16 protein-coding genes, 1 tRNA gene and 1 pseudogene are annotated in these 16,056 nt (G+C 66.4%); 2 read left to right on the plus strand and 16 right to left on the minus strand.

Going from position 1 to position 16,056, the window contains the following annotated elements; genetic code table 11:
• Window positions 1-131: 131 nt before the first annotated feature.
• Window positions 132-1,334, minus strand: a complete 1,203-nt coding sequence (locus MLP_RS17325; protein ID WP_013863144.1) for an ISAs1 family transposase — start codon at window positions 1,332-1,334, stop codon at window positions 132-134.
• Between the two features lie 192 nt (window positions 1,335-1,526).
• Between MLP_RS17325 and MLP_RS17330 the strand changes: the two are divergent.
• Window positions 1,527-1,836, plus strand: a pseudogene (locus tag MLP_RS17330) (transposase); the annotation flags it as partial.
• 27 nt (window positions 1,837-1,863) lie between these two features.
• On the opposite strand, the gene MLP_RS17335 reads toward MLP_RS17330, so the two are convergent.
• Window positions 1,864-4,152, minus strand: a complete 2,289-nt coding sequence (locus MLP_RS17335; protein ID WP_013864458.1) for an AAA family ATPase — start codon at window positions 4,150-4,152, stop codon at window positions 1,864-1,866.
• 290 nt (window positions 4,153-4,442) lie between these two features.
• On the opposite strand from MLP_RS17335, the gene MLP_RS29540 reads away from it, so the two are divergent.
• Entirely contained in the window at window positions 4,443-4,880 is a 438-nt protein-coding gene (locus MLP_RS29540; RefSeq protein WP_407939016.1) for a DUF6308 family protein, read from the plus strand.
• A 63-nt stretch (window positions 4,881-4,943) separates the two neighbouring features.
• Here MLP_RS29540 and MLP_RS17340 read toward each other — a convergent pair.
• The 14 genes from MLP_RS17340 to MLP_RS17400 all read right to left on the minus strand — a co-directional run bounded on the left by MLP_RS17340 (window position 4,944) and on the right by MLP_RS17400 (window position 16,052).
• Window positions 4,944-5,016, minus strand: a tRNA-Ala gene (locus MLP_RS17340).
• Between the two features lie 102 nt (window positions 5,017-5,118).
• The gene (locus MLP_RS17345) at window positions 5,119-5,394 is read right to left on the minus strand and encodes a GlsB/YeaQ/YmgE family stress response membrane protein (protein ID WP_013864459.1); all 276 of its coding nucleotides are present in this window, start codon (window positions 5,392-5,394) and stop codon (window positions 5,119-5,121) included.
• A gap of 224 nt (window positions 5,395-5,618) precedes the next feature.
• Window positions 5,619-6,818 (minus strand): MFS transporter, encoded by a 1,200-nt coding sequence (locus MLP_RS17350; RefSeq protein WP_172641590.1) that lies wholly within the window; start codon window positions 6,816-6,818, stop codon window positions 5,619-5,621.
• An 85-nt stretch (window positions 6,819-6,903) separates the two neighbouring features.
• Window positions 6,904-7,530, minus strand: a complete 627-nt coding sequence (locus MLP_RS17355) for a histidine phosphatase family protein (RefSeq protein ID WP_013864461.1) — start codon at window positions 7,528-7,530, stop codon at window positions 6,904-6,906.
• The gene (gene rsfS / locus MLP_RS17360; RefSeq protein ID WP_013864462.1) at window positions 7,527-7,895 is read right to left on the minus strand and encodes a ribosome silencing factor; all 369 of its coding nucleotides are present in this window, start codon (window positions 7,893-7,895) and stop codon (window positions 7,527-7,529) included. Before rsfS ends, MLP_RS17355 begins: the two co-directional genes overlap by 4 nt.
• 47 nt (window positions 7,896-7,942) lie before the next feature.
• A complete protein-coding gene (gene nadD / locus MLP_RS17365; RefSeq protein WP_041792834.1) occupies window positions 7,943-8,569 on the minus strand; it encodes a nicotinate-nucleotide adenylyltransferase in 627 nt (208 codons plus the stop codon).
• A gap of 109 nt (window positions 8,570-8,678) precedes the next feature.
• Window positions 8,679-8,831, minus strand: a complete 153-nt coding sequence (locus MLP_RS28085) for a hypothetical protein (protein ID WP_013864464.1) — start codon at window positions 8,829-8,831, stop codon at window positions 8,679-8,681.
• A gap of 70 nt (window positions 8,832-8,901) precedes the next feature.
• Window positions 8,902-10,137 carry a glutamate-5-semialdehyde dehydrogenase gene (locus MLP_RS17370; protein ID WP_013864465.1) on the minus strand — a complete coding sequence of 412 codons (1,236 nt, stop codon included), beginning with the start codon at window positions 10,135-10,137 and terminating at the stop codon, window positions 8,902-8,904.
• 29 nt (window positions 10,138-10,166) lie between these two features.
• Entirely contained in the window at window positions 10,167-10,778 is a 612-nt protein-coding gene (locus MLP_RS17375; RefSeq protein ID WP_013864466.1) for a PQ-loop domain-containing transporter, read from the minus strand.
• 331 nt (window positions 10,779-11,109) lie between these two features.
• Window positions 11,110-11,994: a siderophore-interacting protein gene (locus tag MLP_RS17380; protein ID WP_013864467.1), complete on the minus strand. Its 885-nt coding sequence runs from the start codon at window positions 11,992-11,994 to the stop codon at window positions 11,110-11,112.
• A 260-nt stretch (window positions 11,995-12,254) separates the two neighbouring features.
• Entirely contained in the window at window positions 12,255-12,758 is a 504-nt protein-coding gene (locus MLP_RS17385) for a methylated-DNA--[protein]-cysteine S-methyltransferase (protein WP_013864468.1), read from the minus strand.
• Window positions 12,755-13,858: an ABC transporter ATP-binding protein gene (locus MLP_RS17390; RefSeq protein WP_013864469.1), complete on the minus strand. Its 1,104-nt coding sequence runs from the start codon at window positions 13,856-13,858 to the stop codon at window positions 12,755-12,757. Before MLP_RS17390 ends, MLP_RS17385 begins: the two co-directional genes overlap by 4 nt.
• The gene (locus tag MLP_RS17395; RefSeq protein WP_013864470.1) at window positions 13,851-14,951 is read right to left on the minus strand and encodes an ABC transporter ATP-binding protein; all 1,101 of its coding nucleotides are present in this window, start codon (window positions 14,949-14,951) and stop codon (window positions 13,851-13,853) included. The genes MLP_RS17390 and MLP_RS17395 overlap by 8 nt, the downstream gene beginning before the upstream one ends.
• A 168-nt stretch (window positions 14,952-15,119) precedes the next feature.
• Entirely contained in the window at window positions 15,120-16,052 is a 933-nt protein-coding gene (locus MLP_RS17400; protein ID WP_013864471.1) for an ABC transporter permease, read from the minus strand.
• Between the last annotated feature and the right edge of the window lie 4 nt (window positions 16,053-16,056).

Consider the following 16,056-nt stretch of genomic DNA (forward strand, 5'->3'; position numbering starts at 1 on the left):
TGCTTTCCATCCCGATCCCGGCGAAGGTGGCGGCAACCCGGCAGGAACCGCGCTGGCAGACCGTCGTCATCCGGGGTCGAACCGCCACTGCCTGGTGAGCCCGCCCAGACACCGGGCGATCCGGCCCAGGGTCAATTCAAAGTTGATTCTGTTGTGACTGGTGTGACCTGGGCGTGATCGATCAGGTCGAGCAGTTGGCCGGTTTGGCGACCGAGGCTGCGGGTCGCGGCGGCGATGTTGGTGTGTTTCCCGCGGAGTCGGAGGAGTCCGATCGCAGTGTTGCGCAGGGTTGCCATCAGCTGGGGCAGGGTGCCGGTGCGCACGGTGGAGTGGTCCTCGTCGAAGGTGAGATCACGCACCCAATGCACCTTGTTCTCGATGCTCCAATGACCACGGACCAAGGTCGCGAGGTCGGCCGGGGCGATGTCTGACCAGCCGAGACTGGTGACCACATAGACGATCTCCTGCGTGGTCTCGCCGGTGGCGGTCTCGGTCCGGTTCCGCACGATCCGGCCGACGAGCCGGGCGTGCGGGAACCCGATCCCGGCCCGGACACCGGTCAGCTGCAGGGTACGGGACTCCCGTCGCCCATGCCCTTTCTCCACCACACGATGAGCGACCGGCACCTTGCTCCACGGGAGCCCGGCGAGCTGGTCGTACAAGGTGGGCTGGTTCCGTTTCACCACGAAGACGTACCGGCCGCCGTGCCGGTGCAGATAGTGGGCATGGCCACGTTGCGTGTGGAGAGCATCGGCGGTGACGATGACGCCGTTGAGGTTGATCCGGTCCAACACCGCCGCGAACGCGGCGATCTCATGATCTTTCCCGCCGGCGTTGACCTGCCCCAACGGCACCCCGGTGGCATGGTCGACGATCGAGAACAGATGCACCCTCGACCCATCCACACCGCGGGCGCCGCGGCAGGTCTTGCCATCCACCGCGACCGCCCGCCACCGCGACGAGACCGGTGTCAGCGTGGCCAGCCAGGCGTGCAGGACCGCGTCCACCACCTCCGGGTCGACCCGCAACAGCACCCGGCGGATCGTCGACAGGCTCGGCGGCCGCCGGGTGATCCCCAACCGTGGCCAATGCCAGGTGGGCAGATCCGCTGCCCATCCGGCGATCGAAGCCAGACTCCGTGATCCGCCGACCACCGCGGCCAACGCGACCACCAGCACGGTGGCCAGCTCATACCGGCGGCCCCGCCGGCCCCGCGGATCGGTGATGATCGACAACACCTCCCACACCTCGACCGGAACACCGTGACCGGGTTCGACCTGATGGGCGCGCAGCGCATCAGCGGCCGGGATGAGAGAAGATACGGGTGCGGGCACGGCAGGACTCCGATCGATCGGCAGTGGACGTCAAGCACCCACCACGATCCCGGTATCCACCGTGCCCGCCCGGCTTATACCTCACCCATGGCGTGTCAACCCGACACCACGCCGCAACCACGACTTTGAACAAGCCCTGCGATCCGGCCCAGCCGGGCGTCCAGATGCGGCTGATCATGCTGGGCAACAGCGTTCCTCAAACACGTGGCCCGCACATACCCCGACATCGAGCTGCACCTAGTGATGGACAACTACAGCACCCACAAACACGCCAAGGTCAAAGCCTGGCTAGCGGCGAACCCCCAGATCTATGTCCACTTCACCCTGACCTCGGGATCGTGGCTGAACATGGTCGAGGTCTGGTTCGGCATCATCGAACGCCAGGCCGTCCACCGGGGCTCGTTCCCCTCGAAGCTGGACCTGATGGCCAAGATCCGCGAGTTCATCACCCGGCTGGAACCGCCGCAAACACCCGTTCATCTGGACCAAACCGCAAACGTAAACACGTCTCAACTACAGGCCACTAGCACTACAGCAGCACGGTCGGGTCGGTGTCCGTAGCTGTGCACATTCGCTCGAAGTGCTCGCTATCGACTGCTCGCAAGAACTCCATACAACGCCGGATCTGGCCGTGGACAGCACGGGCGTCGAGCACGTCAATACTCTCACTACCCTCACCGTGCGAGAACCGGTTGCAGAAATCGTAGACGTCACGATACGGCTCGCCGTCTTGAGCTTGGACAAGCGCCTCCAGCGCCTGGAGGAAGTCAGTCCGATGTGGTGCCTTGTAGCTGGCAAAGACCTCGAGCGCCCGGCGAGCGGCGTTCGGCAGCAGGAAGAGGCGCTCGTGATCTTCGGAGTCTGCGATTCCAGCCATGACCATCGAGAAGAGGTAGGCGTACTCCGACGTGCTATTGACCAGCAGCCTCGGGAGCTTGCCGACCATCGAACGACGCTCGCCGTCGACAACAGCCGCATACATCTCCAAGAAGGCCACCTTGGGGAAACGGATCTCATCCGCGTCGCCCTGCTTAATCTGCTTCATCGATCTGCCCCACGCGTTCTTGTGCGACTTGATGAACAGCCGCAAGAGGCTGAAGTCGTGCGTCAATACGACGTACTGCCCGAAGCCCTTGAGTGTGTCCGCAAGCCACTGGTGCGTGGCAAACAGCGCCTCACGGTCGAGAGAGCTGGATGGATCGTCGATGACCACGATCCGCTGTGACGGGTCACTGCCCGGGACCTGTTCGTCCTCTAGCTTTCGCAAGAAGTAAAGCAGCGATAGGGTCGTTCGCTCCCCGTCGCTGAGGTCCGTTCCGGGCTTGTCGCCTCGGCGACAAGCGTAGGACTTCCCGTCCTCAGTTACCGCGACGGTGAGGTGGTCCTTACCGTAAACGCGAGCCAGATCGCGAGTCAGCGTATCCGCCATATCCTTCGTTGTGAACTGAGCCTGGCGAACCTCATCCAGCCGGCGCTCCGCCTGCTCCGCAGCCCTTTTGCTCGTCGCGCTCTTGGATCCGAGTTCCTTGGCCTGTCCCTCCAGCCCACGGAAGGCCTCGTGCTGCGAGCCAATCAGGTGATCCAAGACTGTCTGCATTCGCTCGGTGGTCACCTCGCGATGGCGACGAGCTTGATCGTTGTGCCCGGCTATTGCCTCCTCAAGTGCTGTGGTGGACGGTGCGCTGGCCAGCACCGACCAATCGGGAGCTTCGGGTGTGGCGCTCGGGTCATGAACCTTGGCATCGAGAGCCGTCTCAACAGCTTCCAGCGCAGCGACCCGCTCATCCACCTCAACATTCACCCTCCCCACGGCCTCGCTGTACATCGTCTGGAGATTGCCGGCCAGACTTGCGATGATCGGCAAACCCGAACGCCAAGCAGAGAGCGACTGCTTCTCACGTGTGACAGCTCCGAGCAAGTCCTTGGCATTTCCCCGGATCTGGAGCCAACTCTCGTCGAAGTGGCGAGCAAGTTGCGTGCGCCGCTCGCCCGTTACCTCCCCAGCGCAGAAGAAGCAGTGATCGAGCTCCTCGTGAAGCTTAAGTCCACGCTCAACCCATGTTTGGGCTGCTGAGTTGCCCTCCAGCGCCGCAATGGCGACACGTGTCGGTGTCTCGGCAAGGAGACCCGTCAAGCCATCGAGGGTGGTGATGATACCTGCGGGTGGTGCGGGGACTTCAGCAACAGGCGCGGGGGCTCCCTCCCCCAGTCGCTTCAGAGCCTCAGCGTGGGCGTTACTGTCGGGAACCGTGCCCTTGAAGCCCCGCAGATCGTCTTGGACCTTGTTGACCGAAAAGCGGCTCTTCGTGAAATAGTTGTAATCGAACTCCTTGAGTTCGGAGACGATCCGGTCCTGGACTTCGCGGGCCAGCCGATCGACCCGTACATTCGCCGCCTTCCGCCGCTTCTCCGCTTCGCTGGCCTCACTTCGCAGTCTCTCGATCTCGCCTACGAGCCGAGCCTCTTCCTCTTTGGCATCGATGGCTTCGCGACCCAACGTCACAATGGCCGAGGCACCGGCGCCGTCGAGGAATTCCGAGAGGTTGGCGTCCACCCATTTGCGAGTGAAGACGGCCATCGACGGTGATGGGCTCGCTCCACCCACGTTGACGGTGATCCGCTGCTTGTCAGGGTGCTCCCAAACCACACCAGTCACTGACGACCCCTCGGCGAGTCCGAGCATAAGCTCCGACAAGGTCGACTTGCCGCTGCCGTTGTGGCCGTAGATCACCGTCCGACAGCCGAGCGGAAAGTCGTCAGACCAGAAGCCCCGGTTAAGCGACCGCCAGGGAGCGTTGAGATCGAGTCGGCGAAGCACAACTGAACCCTAGTTGCAGCCACCGACAGGATGGCCAGCAGGGCAGAGGTGAGGAAGATCAACGTGCACGCCCGAAAAGGATAACAAGCGCGGTCATCGCGTAGCGGTTGGAGCGGAGCCGCGATTGAATCCGCCAGCGCCCTTGCATCCGGCCTTGAGTGCCTGTCGGTGTTCGCGCCATACGGCTGATTGTCGTGATTCAAGACCAGGAGAACGGAGTCTGAGGTTGAGAACCGGTCAATTCGGCGCCCTCGCTACAGTATGACGCCTTCGACGGCGCAGTTCACAAGCTGCACGCCCACTTCGCTTCACCCGCTGGCGTGGACAGCGGCTACACCGGCGGAAGCTTCGACTCTTTCGACCCTCTGCCACCCCGAGCCTCGGTCGACGTCATCACCTCCGACGACCTCGTGGCCGTCAGCTTGCTGTCGGCCTATGTCTCAGGTCGGGCGGCTATGAAGATCCTTGAACGTCAAGCTTCCAGGTTCAGGGCGCTGCTGGCCGAACTCGGTCCCGACCGTAACCTGGTGTTTGTCGAATCCACAGCCCGGACGGCTTCGCCGCCCAGACTCGACGCGATTCACCAGAAAGCAACTCAACAGGGTGTGAGGGTGGTGGAGCAAAACGAGCCGACAGGCAACTCTCACCCTGTCCAGCGCGGTATTCCGTACCCGCCCGGAACACGCCAAAATACCCGGACAGATGCAGGCCCGTGCGCCTCAAGGTAGAAGTCGCTTCGGAATCGAAGTGCTACGTCAGGATCAAATGAACTCTGACTAGGTAAACTCTCGTGGAGCTAAGGGGATTCGAACCCCTGACCTCTTCCATGCCATGGAAGCGCGCTACCAACTGCGCCATAGCCCCGCGTTGTGCGTACCGGCCCGTTTCCGGCCCCGAACGCCCGGTCGATACTACAGTCTCGCCGCCGTCAGGTGAAATCGAGCCGACGACCTGGACGGCCGCTGCTCAGGCGGCCTTCGAGGAGCCGGAGGAGCGCTTCTGCCACCACTGGTAGGCGAGGGTGACCAGCACGGCACCAATGATCGAGCCAATGATGCCGCTGGGCCGCAGCTGGATGCCGTCGCCGCTCAGCAGGCTGATCAGCAGCCCGCCGACGAACGACCCGATCAGGCCGCTGACCAGGGCCATCGTCCAGTTGATCTTCCAGCCGGACTGGCCGAGGATCAGTTGGGCGACCGTACCGACCATCAAGCCGAAGACGATGAGTCCGAGGATCAACACCCGTGCATCTTAGGTCAGTCGGCCCAATCCCCCACGCTGCCGCGCCACCGCGGACCGCCACTCGCGACCAATCCATCGATCGAGCAGGTCGAGAGGTGCCTTGATGCTGTTTCATCTCGGCTGAAGCTACATCTGCGCACCTCTCGACGCCCGCCCGGCCGCACCACCCGCCGTCAAGCAGAACCACGCCGTACGGAACCACTCAACTCAGCTCAGCGAGAAGATCACAAGCCGAGGTCGTCCTCGACGTACCGCTGCCGACCGGCGAAATAGCCGGCAATCGCCTGGGGCACGAGCAGCAGGATCATCAAACCCAGCGCAATGTCCCAGCCGCCGGTGGCGCCGTACAGGGCACCGACCACGATGGGACCGGGGATCGCGATCAGATAGCCCATGCTCTGCCCGAAGGATGACAGGCTGACCACGCCAGCCGAGGTCCGGGCCCGCATCCCGATCATCGCCAGCACCAGCGGGAACGTGCCCTGGGACACGCCCATGATCACCACCCACAGCCACGGCACCGTCGTCGGCATGAACCAGAGCCCGAGGTAGGCGACCAGGCTCAACGCCGTCAGCCCGACGATCAGCCCGCTCTGACTCCGCATCCGCGCCCCGATGGTCGGCACCAGGAACGAGGTCGGGATCCCGATGGCTGGAATCAGCGCCAGCAGCACACCGGCGTACGTGGCCGACAGTCCCGCATCCCGGTAGATCTGGGGCACCCAGCCCATCGTGATGTACGCCTGCATGCCCTGCAGTCCGAACGCCAGCGCCACCGCCCAGGCGGTCCGGCTACGGCTGATCCGCAACCCCTCGCTGGTCGCACCCGGCGGCGGACCACCCGACCGCTGCCGGATCCAGCGGGCCACGCCCATCCAGACCACCAGTGCCAGCCCGGCCGGCACCGCCCAGGCCACCAGCCCGTAGCGCCAGTCGCCGCCCAGTGCCGCGCTCAGCGGCACGGTCACCGCGGCCGCGATCGCCGCACCGAGGGTCAGTCCCATCGAATAGACGCCGGTGGCAAACCCGACACGATGCGGGAAGGCCCGGCGGACGATCACCGGCATCATGATGTTGGCCACCCCGATGCCGCCCAGGGCCAGGCAGCTGAGCAGCACGAAGGTGACCGAGGTTGGTAGGAACGGCCGCAGCGCCAGCCCGACCGTCACGGCGGCCAGCGCGATCCACAGCACCCGGCTGGGGAATGTCCGCGCCACCAGCCGAGGCGCCAACGCACCGAAGGCCACGAAGCACACCGCCGGCAGTGCCGTCAACAGTCCGGCGAGCAGCCCGCCCATGCCGAGCGTGGCCCGGATCTCCTCCAGCACCGGCCCGACGCTGGTCACCGCCGGCCGCAGATTGAACGCGGCCAGCACCAGCGCGATCAGCATCAGCACCCGCGCCGCGCCCGCCAGCGGCGGCAACTCCGGCGCGAGCCTCCCTGACCATTCAGTTCTCGACGGTTCAGTTCCCGAAGGTTCAGGCCCCGAAGGTTCGGTCATCACAGGCTCATTCGCGTGGCGCCGTCACGTTGTATTCCGTGATCCGCCAGTAGTCGCCAGTGCGGTGTCGCTCCACGATAATCCAGCCGCAGTTGTGCAGCCCGCTCAGCCGCTTCCACGTCTCAATGGGGAATCCGGACAGCCAGCACACCGCGGCCCGCGCGGCCAGCCCGTGCATCACGGTGACCACGGTCGACCCATCCGGGGCGGCCAAACCGATCTCGTCCAATGCGGCGCCGGCCCGCTCCCCCACCTCGGAGACGGTCTCGCCGGTCGGCGAGCGGCGTACGTCCTCGCCTGCCAGCCACCGCTTCGCCTCCCGCGGCCCCATCGCCGCCAGGGCTTCCTCGATGCTCAGCCCCTCCCACGAGCCCACGTGGATCTCGCGCAGCCTCGGGTCGGTGACCACCCGCAGCCCGCACGCCTTCGCCAGTGGCTCCGCAGTCTGCCGAGCCCGGATCAGGTCGGAGGAGTAGATCGCCGACGGCGCAAGCTCGGCCAGCACGGGCGCCGCCTGCTCGGCCTGCGACAGCCCTCGTGCATCCAAGGGCACGTCGGCCTGACCCTGCAACCGCCCGGCCGCATTCCACTCCGTCCGGCCGTGCCGCAGCACGACCAATTGGGCGGCAGTCACCGACGCTCGTCGACGAGCAGCGGGATGGCCGGGCAGTCGTGCCACAGCCGCTCCAAGGCATACAGCCGACGCTCGTCGTTGTGCTGGATGTGCACGACCAGATCGAGGTAGTCCAGCAGCACCCAGCGCTGTTCGCGGTCGCCCTCCCGGCGTACCGGCTTGGCATCCAGCTCCCGCAGCGCCTCCTCGATGCCGTCGACGATGGCGCCCACCTGGGGCTCGTTGGCGGCGGTGATGATCAGGAAGACGTCGGTGATGGCCAGCTGCTCGGAAACGTCGAAGGCGACCAGGTCGGTGCCGAGCTTGTCGGCCGCTGCCGCGGCGGCGGCCTGGGTGAGCTGGAGGGCGTGGTCGGTGGCGGTCAAGGATCTCTCTTCGTCAGTCGAGCTTCTTCGATGTAGCCAGGCGTCGATCAGCTCAGATAGAGACCGCGCTTGGCGATGTACTGCACGATGCCGTCGGGCACCAGATACCAGATCGGCTGACGCGCGGTCACCCGTTCCCGGCATCCCGTCGAGGAGATGGCCAGGGCTGGCACCTCCAACAGGGTAATGCGTTCCGGCGGCACCCCCTCGATCACCGGCGAGTGCAACTCGACCCCGGGCCGGGTACAGCCGACGAAATGGGCCAGCCGGAACATCTCTTCCACATCACGCCAGGTCAGGATCTGGGCCAACGCATCGGCACCGGTGATGAAGTAGAGGTCGATGTCGTCGCCGCGCTCGGCATGCAGATCGCGCAGGGTGTCGACGGTGTACGTCGGCCCGCCCCGGTCGATGTCGACCCGGCTGACACTGAATCGGGGGTTGGAAGCGGTAGCGATCACCGTCATCAGATAGCGGTCCTCGGCCGAGGAGACCTTCTTGTGCGACTTCTGCCAGGGCTGACCGGTGGGCACGAAGACCACCTCGTCCAGGCCGAACCGGCTCGCCACCTCGCTGGCGGCCACCAGGTGGCCATGGTGGATCGGGTCGAAGGTGCCGCCCATCACGCCCAGCCGATAGCGATGGCCAGGCTGTACGTCGGGATCGCGCGCCAGCCCGAGCGCCGGCGTCCGCCCGGTCTCTTTAACACCGGGCTCCTTGACGGCAGGAGCGGGAACGCGACCGGTGGGGTCGGTCACGGCAGGGGTCGCTGGTTGGCGCCGGTCAGCTGTGCGGCCGGCCCTTGCCGATCGAATAGGTCACGAACATGAGGATGAACAGCAACGCGAAGGCGATGATGCCGAAGCCCCAGGCCGGGATCGGCAACGCGTTGTGATGCTCTGCCCCCGTTTCCAGCAGTGTCAGACCGAAGCCCACCTCGCACCTCTCCCTCGGCTCACTCGTACGGGTTTCTCGTACGAAGGACGTGTAACCGCAGCCTAGCGGTTCATCGCACCTGACCGCTGCCGACCACCACGTACTTGGTCGAGGTCATCTCGGGCAGCCCCATCGGACCGCGGGCGTGCAGCTTCTGGGTGGAGATGCCGATCTCCGCACCGAAGCCGAACTCGCCACCGTCGACAAACCTGCTGGAGGCGTTCACCAGCACTGCGGCCGCATCGACCTCGGCGGTGAACCGCTGGGCGGAGCGCTGCGACTCGGTGACGATCGTCTCGCTGTGCCCGGTGCTGTAGCGGCGGATGTGCGCCAGCGCCGCATCCAGATCGTCGACGACCGCGACGGCGATATCGAGGGAGAGATACTCCTCGGCATAGTCGGTCTCGGTGGCTGCGAGCACCTGCCCGTACGCCGCCGCGCGCCCATCACCATGCACGGTGACCCCGGCTCCAGCAAGCGCCTGGAGAGCCTGCGGTACGAAGCTGGCGGCGGCCTCGGCGTGCACGAGCAGGGTCTCCACCGCGTTGCAGACCGAGGGCCGCTGGGTCTTGGCGTTGAGCAGGATGGCGAGCGCCATCTCGTGATCGGCGGTGGCATCGACATAGAGGTGGCAGTTGCCCACACCGGTCTCGATCACCGGCACCTGGCTGTTGCGGACCACCGTGTCGATCAGCCCCGCCCCGCCGCGCGGGATGAGGACGTCGACCAGTCCGCGAGCCGCCATCAGTTCGGTGGTGACCTCGCGTGGGCCGGGAATGAGTTGGACGGCATCGGCCGGCAGCCCGGCGTCGACCAAGCCTTGCCGCAGCGCCTCGACCACGGCCGCGTTGGAGTCTGCCGCCGAGGAGGAACCGCGCAGCAGCGCGGCGTTGCCGGACTTGACGCAGATGCCGCCGGCATCCGCGGTCACGTTCGGGCGGGCCTCGTAGATGATGCCCACCACGCCGAACGGCACCCGCACCTGGCGTACCTCGACGCCGTTGGCATTCGTCCAGCCGCGGACCACATCGCCGACCGGATCCGGCAGTCCGGCGAGATCCCGAAGTCCCTGCACCATGCCGGCGATCCGGTCCGGGGTCAGCCGGAGCCGGTCGATCAGGGCAGCACTGGTGCCGTTCGCCTCGGCCCGCGCCACATCGACCGCGTTCGCCTCGAGCACCGCCGTCTCGGCCTTGGCCAGCGCATCGGCCATCGCCTGGAGGGCGGCATCCTTGGCCGCCCGCGGAGTCTTGGCGAGCACCCGGGCCGCTTCTCGGGCACGTACGGCTTGCTCAGTGACACTCACGCCGCCAATTTAGCCGAGCGCAGCCAACCTCAAGCGGACATGAGCGCCAGGCGAGCGCGTACGAGGCCGTGGCGACGGAGCAGGCACCAGGTCAGGTTGATGCACATCAACACGCTCATCACCGAGGCGGCGAGGATGACCGACTGCTCGTCCACCAGCAGCGCCCAGCCGAGCCAGAAGGTCTGGTTGACCGTGTTCATCGCCAGAAACGGCAGCGAGATGCCCGCGATCCGCGGGGTCAGGAGCAGCTCATGGAACTGGATGACCTGAGCGCATGCCGACGGGATACCGGCCGCAATCGCGAAAGCGACCGGCCCGAAGGCCACGTTGATGCCGAGATTGAGCAATCCGAGGACGAGACCGGGCCCAAAGGTCGCGACCCAGCTGACGCCACGGTCACTGCGCAGCCGGAACAAGATGACCAGGGTGCAGAGCAGGAGCAGCGCGTTCGGTATCACGATGTTGAGGTGTCCAGTCACCACACCGTGGCCGGTCCAGGCCACGTTGGCGGCGAGCATCAGACGCCAAGCATTGAGGGAGATCCCTGCAGTGGTCCCGCTGCGGAGCAGCTTGATGACCTGCGGGAGAGCGGCGATAGAAGCAAGGGTGGCAGCAGCCCAACCCAGGGCTACGACGAGCACGAGAGATCAGTCTTTCTAGCGGCGCACAGGGCAGCCGCGATGAACGTGGTGAATGGAGTGTCTACAGAAGGTCGGCGGCCACGGTGCCGAGGTCAGACCGCCCGGAGGGCTCCCTCGCGGCGCGGTCGTGGACCATCGTAGGCGCCGAGTGAAGTTTCAACAGAAACGTTCTAGAAGAAGCTGGGTGAGCCTGCTCACAGTGAGTCACAGCGCCGTAGTTACTGCCCTGCAATTCCCTCGCCAGGGCAACTCTCCCGCCGCAGGAGGGTAGGACCCAGGGGCCAAACGGGGCGCCGCAGGGGCACGGCAGGGCGTACCTCCGCGCGGCGGACTACAGGCCGCGGGACTCCATCACGCTGTAGACCTCGTCCAGGATGTCGTCGTCGGGAAGGCCGGTACGTCGACCGTTGGCATACACCTCGGCAACCTGGGACTCGACCTCGCGATAGCGCCGCTGATAGGCGTCCTGGTTGGGCCGCCAGTAGCCGACGATGTCGAACTGCGGCGAGCGCCATTTGAGCTCGTGCCGGAAATAGCGCCGCACGTCCCGGGCACAGGCGGCCTCTCCGGCCATCCACACATAGCCCCGACCCGGTGGCAGTTCGATGGTCCGCACCGCCGCACTCAGCGGGCTGGGGATGGTGGCCGGCGACGGGTTGTAGGCCCAGCAGACCTTCAACTGCGCCGGCGAAGTCGGCCTGAAGGTCGCCTCCTCATTCGGGGCCTCGAAGATCGCGTGCGCATATTGCTGTGGCGACAAGTTCTCCAGGATCCGACAGGCGGCCGGAATACCCGTCTGATCGGCAAGGATCAGCATCCAGTCGGCCGTGGTGTCGATACCTCGGCCATGCGGCTGCGAAATCAGCAGCTCGTCACCGGGCTCGACGGTCTCGGCCCACCGGGTTGCGGCACCATGCTCGTGCACCACCACATCGACAGTCACCTGGCAATGCTCGGGATCCCACCGCCGCAGGCTGTACCACCGGGGCGATGGCTGGGGATTGGCGAAATGGAACTGCTGCCCGTGCTTGATCGGCAGCTCGACATGCCGCTGGCGCTCCGGCGGAACCATCAGCCGGAACCACTCGTCCGGCATCCCCGAGGACTGGTAGCCGGCGAGCCCGGCCCCGCCCAGCACGATTCGTCGCATCACCGACGAAAGACTCCGCACCTCGAGCACCTCAGCCCGGAAGTAGGCCTCAGGAAGCGCCGTCATGTCGCCCTCTGTCCCTTCACGCTGTCTTCCACCCGCCGACCCGCCCCCTTGGGGTGTCCACCCGCCGACCCGCCCGAGGTTTCCACCCGCCGACCCGCCCCGCCTGAGTCGCAGCGCGCGCCGGTTAGGTAACCCTAAATCGACCAGATACTCCATCTTGACACACAAACCCCGGCCCGGAGCAGCATTCTTCGACGAGCCTCAGCAATTTCTCACCAGTGACGTAAAAACTTCGCGCCCGCGCTGAATCGCTTCACCGCTCACAGCAATCGCGGCGGCAGGATGCCTTCGTGCTCGAGCAGCCAACGCTTCGTCTCCAGCCCCTGACCAGGCAGTCCACCGGAGTAGCCACCGAGCCCGTCACCCGCGAGCACCCGATGACACGCGATCAGGATCGGCACCGGGTTGGCTCCCATCACCGAGCCGATCGCCCGAGCCGGCAGCCCGGTCCCGCTCAACTCGGCCAGTTCTCCGTACGTGACCGAGGACCCGTACGGAACCTGCTGCAACGCCAGCAGCACCTGCCGAGTCGACGTGGTGAGCCCGTCCAACTCGACCGGCACGCTGAACTCGCGTCGGGTGCCGGCGAAGTACTCGGACAACTCGGTGACGGCCTGATCCAGCGCACTGCCGGGGACCGGTGCCTCCGAGTGCCCCAACGAGGTCCGTCCGACGACCCGCCAGGAGATCCGGCGGACACCCTCCGCCCCCGCCGTCACGACGATCCGGCCGATCGGAGTGTCCAGCGCCGCCAACTCACTCATCTGATCGGTTCTACCACCAGCCCGGGGTCGTTGACCGTGATCCGACCATTGGCGATCTCCTCCGCCCAATGACAGGCCACCCGATGCGTCCGGCCGCCCGGCTGAGCCTCGTCCACACCCGGCAGTTCCCGCAGCTCGGGCACCTCGGTGTCACATCGGGTCGGCTGCCGATACGGACAGCGAGTGTGGAACCGGCAGCCACTCGGCGGGTTCGCCGGGCTCGGCAGATCACCACGCAGCAGGATCCGCTCCCGCCGGTCCTCGACCTCCGGGTCGGGGATCGGGATCGCGGACATCAGCGCGATCGTGTACGGATGCAGCGGCCGCTCGTAGAGCCGATCGCTCGGCGCCTCCTCGACCAGGCGGCCCAGATACATGACCCCCACGGTGTCGCTGATGTGACGGACGACCGCGAGATCGTGGGCGATCACCAGATAGGTGAGACCCAGCAGATCCTGCAGGTCCTCCAGCAGGTTGATCACCTGCGCCTGGACGGAGACATCCAGCGCGCTGACCGGCTCGTCGGCGATCACCAGATCGGGGTTCAGCACGATGGCCCGGGCGATGCCGATGCGCTGCCGCTGCCCGCCGGAGAACTCGTGCGGATAGCGCGACATCGCCGACCGCGGCAGCCCGACCACCTCCAGCATGGCGGCCGCCTTGGCCAGATACGACGCCGCGGAGTCCTTGCCGTACTCGTCGCGGTCCTGCGCCGACAGGCCGTGCACCCGCAGGGGCTCGACCAGCAGGCTCTCCACCGACTGCCGGGGATCCAAGCTGGACAAGGGGTCCTGAAAGACCATCTGCATCCGCGGACGGAGTTTGCGCAGCGCCTCGGGCTTGAGTGCTCCGACATCGATACCGTCGAACAGTACTCGGCCCGCGGTGGGCTCCTCCAGGCGCAACAGCGCCCTGCCCAAGGTCGACTTGCCGCAGCCGGACTCCCCCACCAGACCGTAGGTCTGTCCTCGCGCCACGGTCAGGTCGACGCCGTCGACGGCCCGGACGTGACCCACCGTACGGTCCATCAGCAGGCCGCGCTTGATCGGGAAGTGCACCTCGAGTCCGGTGACCTCGAGCAGGTTCGAGCCGTCAGACATCGACCACACCTCCCCTGCCCGCGCCGCCCTTGTCCGGACCGTCCGCACCTGGGTCGCCTTCGGCCGGCGCTGGATGCACGCAGCGGATCAGGTGATCACCGGGGCCATCTGCGAGCAGCGGCAGATCGGCGGTCGCACACTGCTCGTCGGCATGGTCGCACCGAGGCGCAAACGCACAGGCCTTCGACCAGGCGATGACGTCCCGCGGCGTACCCCGGATCGGCCGCAGCGGCTCACCCGGCGGGCTGTCCAACCGCGGGATCGAGGCCAGCAATCCCTCGGTGTAACGGTGCCGCGGATGGGCGAAGAGCTCCCGACGGTTCGCGGACTCGACGATCCGCCCGCTGTACATGACATTCACCACGTCGCACAGACCGGCCACCACGCCGAGATCGTGGGTGATCATGATCATCGCGGTGTCGAGGTCGTTGACCAGCTCCTTCAGCAGCTCCAGCACCTGCGCCTGGATGGTCACGTCGAGCGCTGTGGTCGGCTCGTCGCAGATCAGCAGCGCCGGCTTGCAGGCCAAGGCGATGGCGATCAGGGCGCGTTGCCGCATGCCACCGGAGAGCTGGTGCGGATATTCCTTCAGCCGGCGTCCCGGATCGGGGATGCCGCAGCGGCGCAGCAGGTCCTCGGCCTCGACCCTTGCCTCGCTGCGCGACACGTCGGAGTGCCGCACCAGCACTTCGGTGACCTGCAACCCGATCGGTATCACCGGGTTGAGCGAGCTCATCGGATCCTGGAACACCATGGCGATCTCCCGGCCTCGGAGCCGGTTCAGCTCCGCGGTGCTGGCGCCCAACAGCTGCTGACCGCGATAGCGGATCTGGCCGTCGGTCTGGACGCCGCGCGGCGGTAGCAGCCCCATCACCGCCAGCGAGGTGACGGATTTGCCGCTGCCGCTCTCTCCGACGATGCCGACGATCTGGCCGGGTCGGACCTCAAAGCTGACGCCGTCGACCGCACGTACCGGCCGGGAGCCCTTGCGTGCAAAGGTGACCGACAGGTTGTCGACCTCGAGCAGGTTCTCCTCCCGGTTGGCTCTCGGCCGCGGCCGGCCCCGGGTGAGCGTCGTGTCGAACCCGGTCATCGACGGAGCCTCTCGCGAGTGCAGGAGCGATTCTGGACGACACACCCGCGAGTGAAGCGAGCAGATCCGACAGAGCCGTCGCACAGAATCGCGACGAACGAGCGAGACCTCGCGGAGTCGATGACCGCGGAGCGCGGAGCGCGACCATCCAACACGGTGCCCATCACTTCACCGCCTGGACTTCGGGTCCAGGGCCTCACGCAGGGCCTCACCGAAGAGGGTGAAGCCGAGCGCGGTGATGGTCATGCACAGGCCGGGCAGGATGGTCAGTCGCGGATCGCTCTGCAGCCGGTCTTGACCTTTCACCAGCATGCGCCCCCACTCGGCGACCGCGGGGTCGGGCTGCCCCAGGCCGAGATAGGACAGTGCGGCGACTTCGATGGTCGCGGTCGCGAGCACCAGGGTGGCTTGGACGATCAGCGGTCCGAGCGAGTTGGGCAGCACGTGACTCATCACGATCCGGCGACTTCGCAACCCGAGTGACGATGCCGCCAGCACGTAGTCCTGCCGTCGTTGGCCGAGCATGGAACCGCGCAGCAGTCGCGCGAAGATCGGGATCTGAGCGGCCCCGATGGCGATCATGATCGACCACTGATTGGCACCGAGCAGGGCGGCGATGCTGACCGCCAGCAACAGCGACGGGATGGACAGCAGGATGTCCACAAACCGCATTACGCCGGTGTCCCACCAGCCGCCGAGCCCGCCGGCGAGCACCCCGAGGAACGCCCCACCGATCACCCCGATCATGGTCGACACGACACCGATCACCAGGGTCTGGCGTGCCCCGTACAGGAGCTGGGTGAGCATGTCGGAGCCGAAGGAGTCGAGCCCCAGCGGGTGGCCCGGCGAACGTCCCGGCACCGAGCTGGGGGTCACCTGGTCGATCCACTCGGTCGAGGCCGGCTGGTACGGAGTGAGCACCGGCGCGAGCACCGCGACCAGCACCAGGGCAGCGACGATCGCGGCGCCGATGATCGCCGACGGGCTGCGGCGCAGCCGGCGGAACGCGCCTCGCCACAGGCTGGTGCCCCGCTCGTCCTCCTGCGGCGCGCCGAGCAGGCCCTCGGCGATCGGGCCCTGCGTTGCATCGAGTGCGGTCACGGGC

Origin of the sequence: Microlunatus phosphovorus NM-1 (assembly GCF_000270245.1) — a bacterium.
In the GTDB taxonomy this organism is placed as follows: domain Bacteria; phylum Actinomycetota; class Actinomycetes; order Propionibacteriales; family Propionibacteriaceae; genus Microlunatus; species Microlunatus phosphovorus.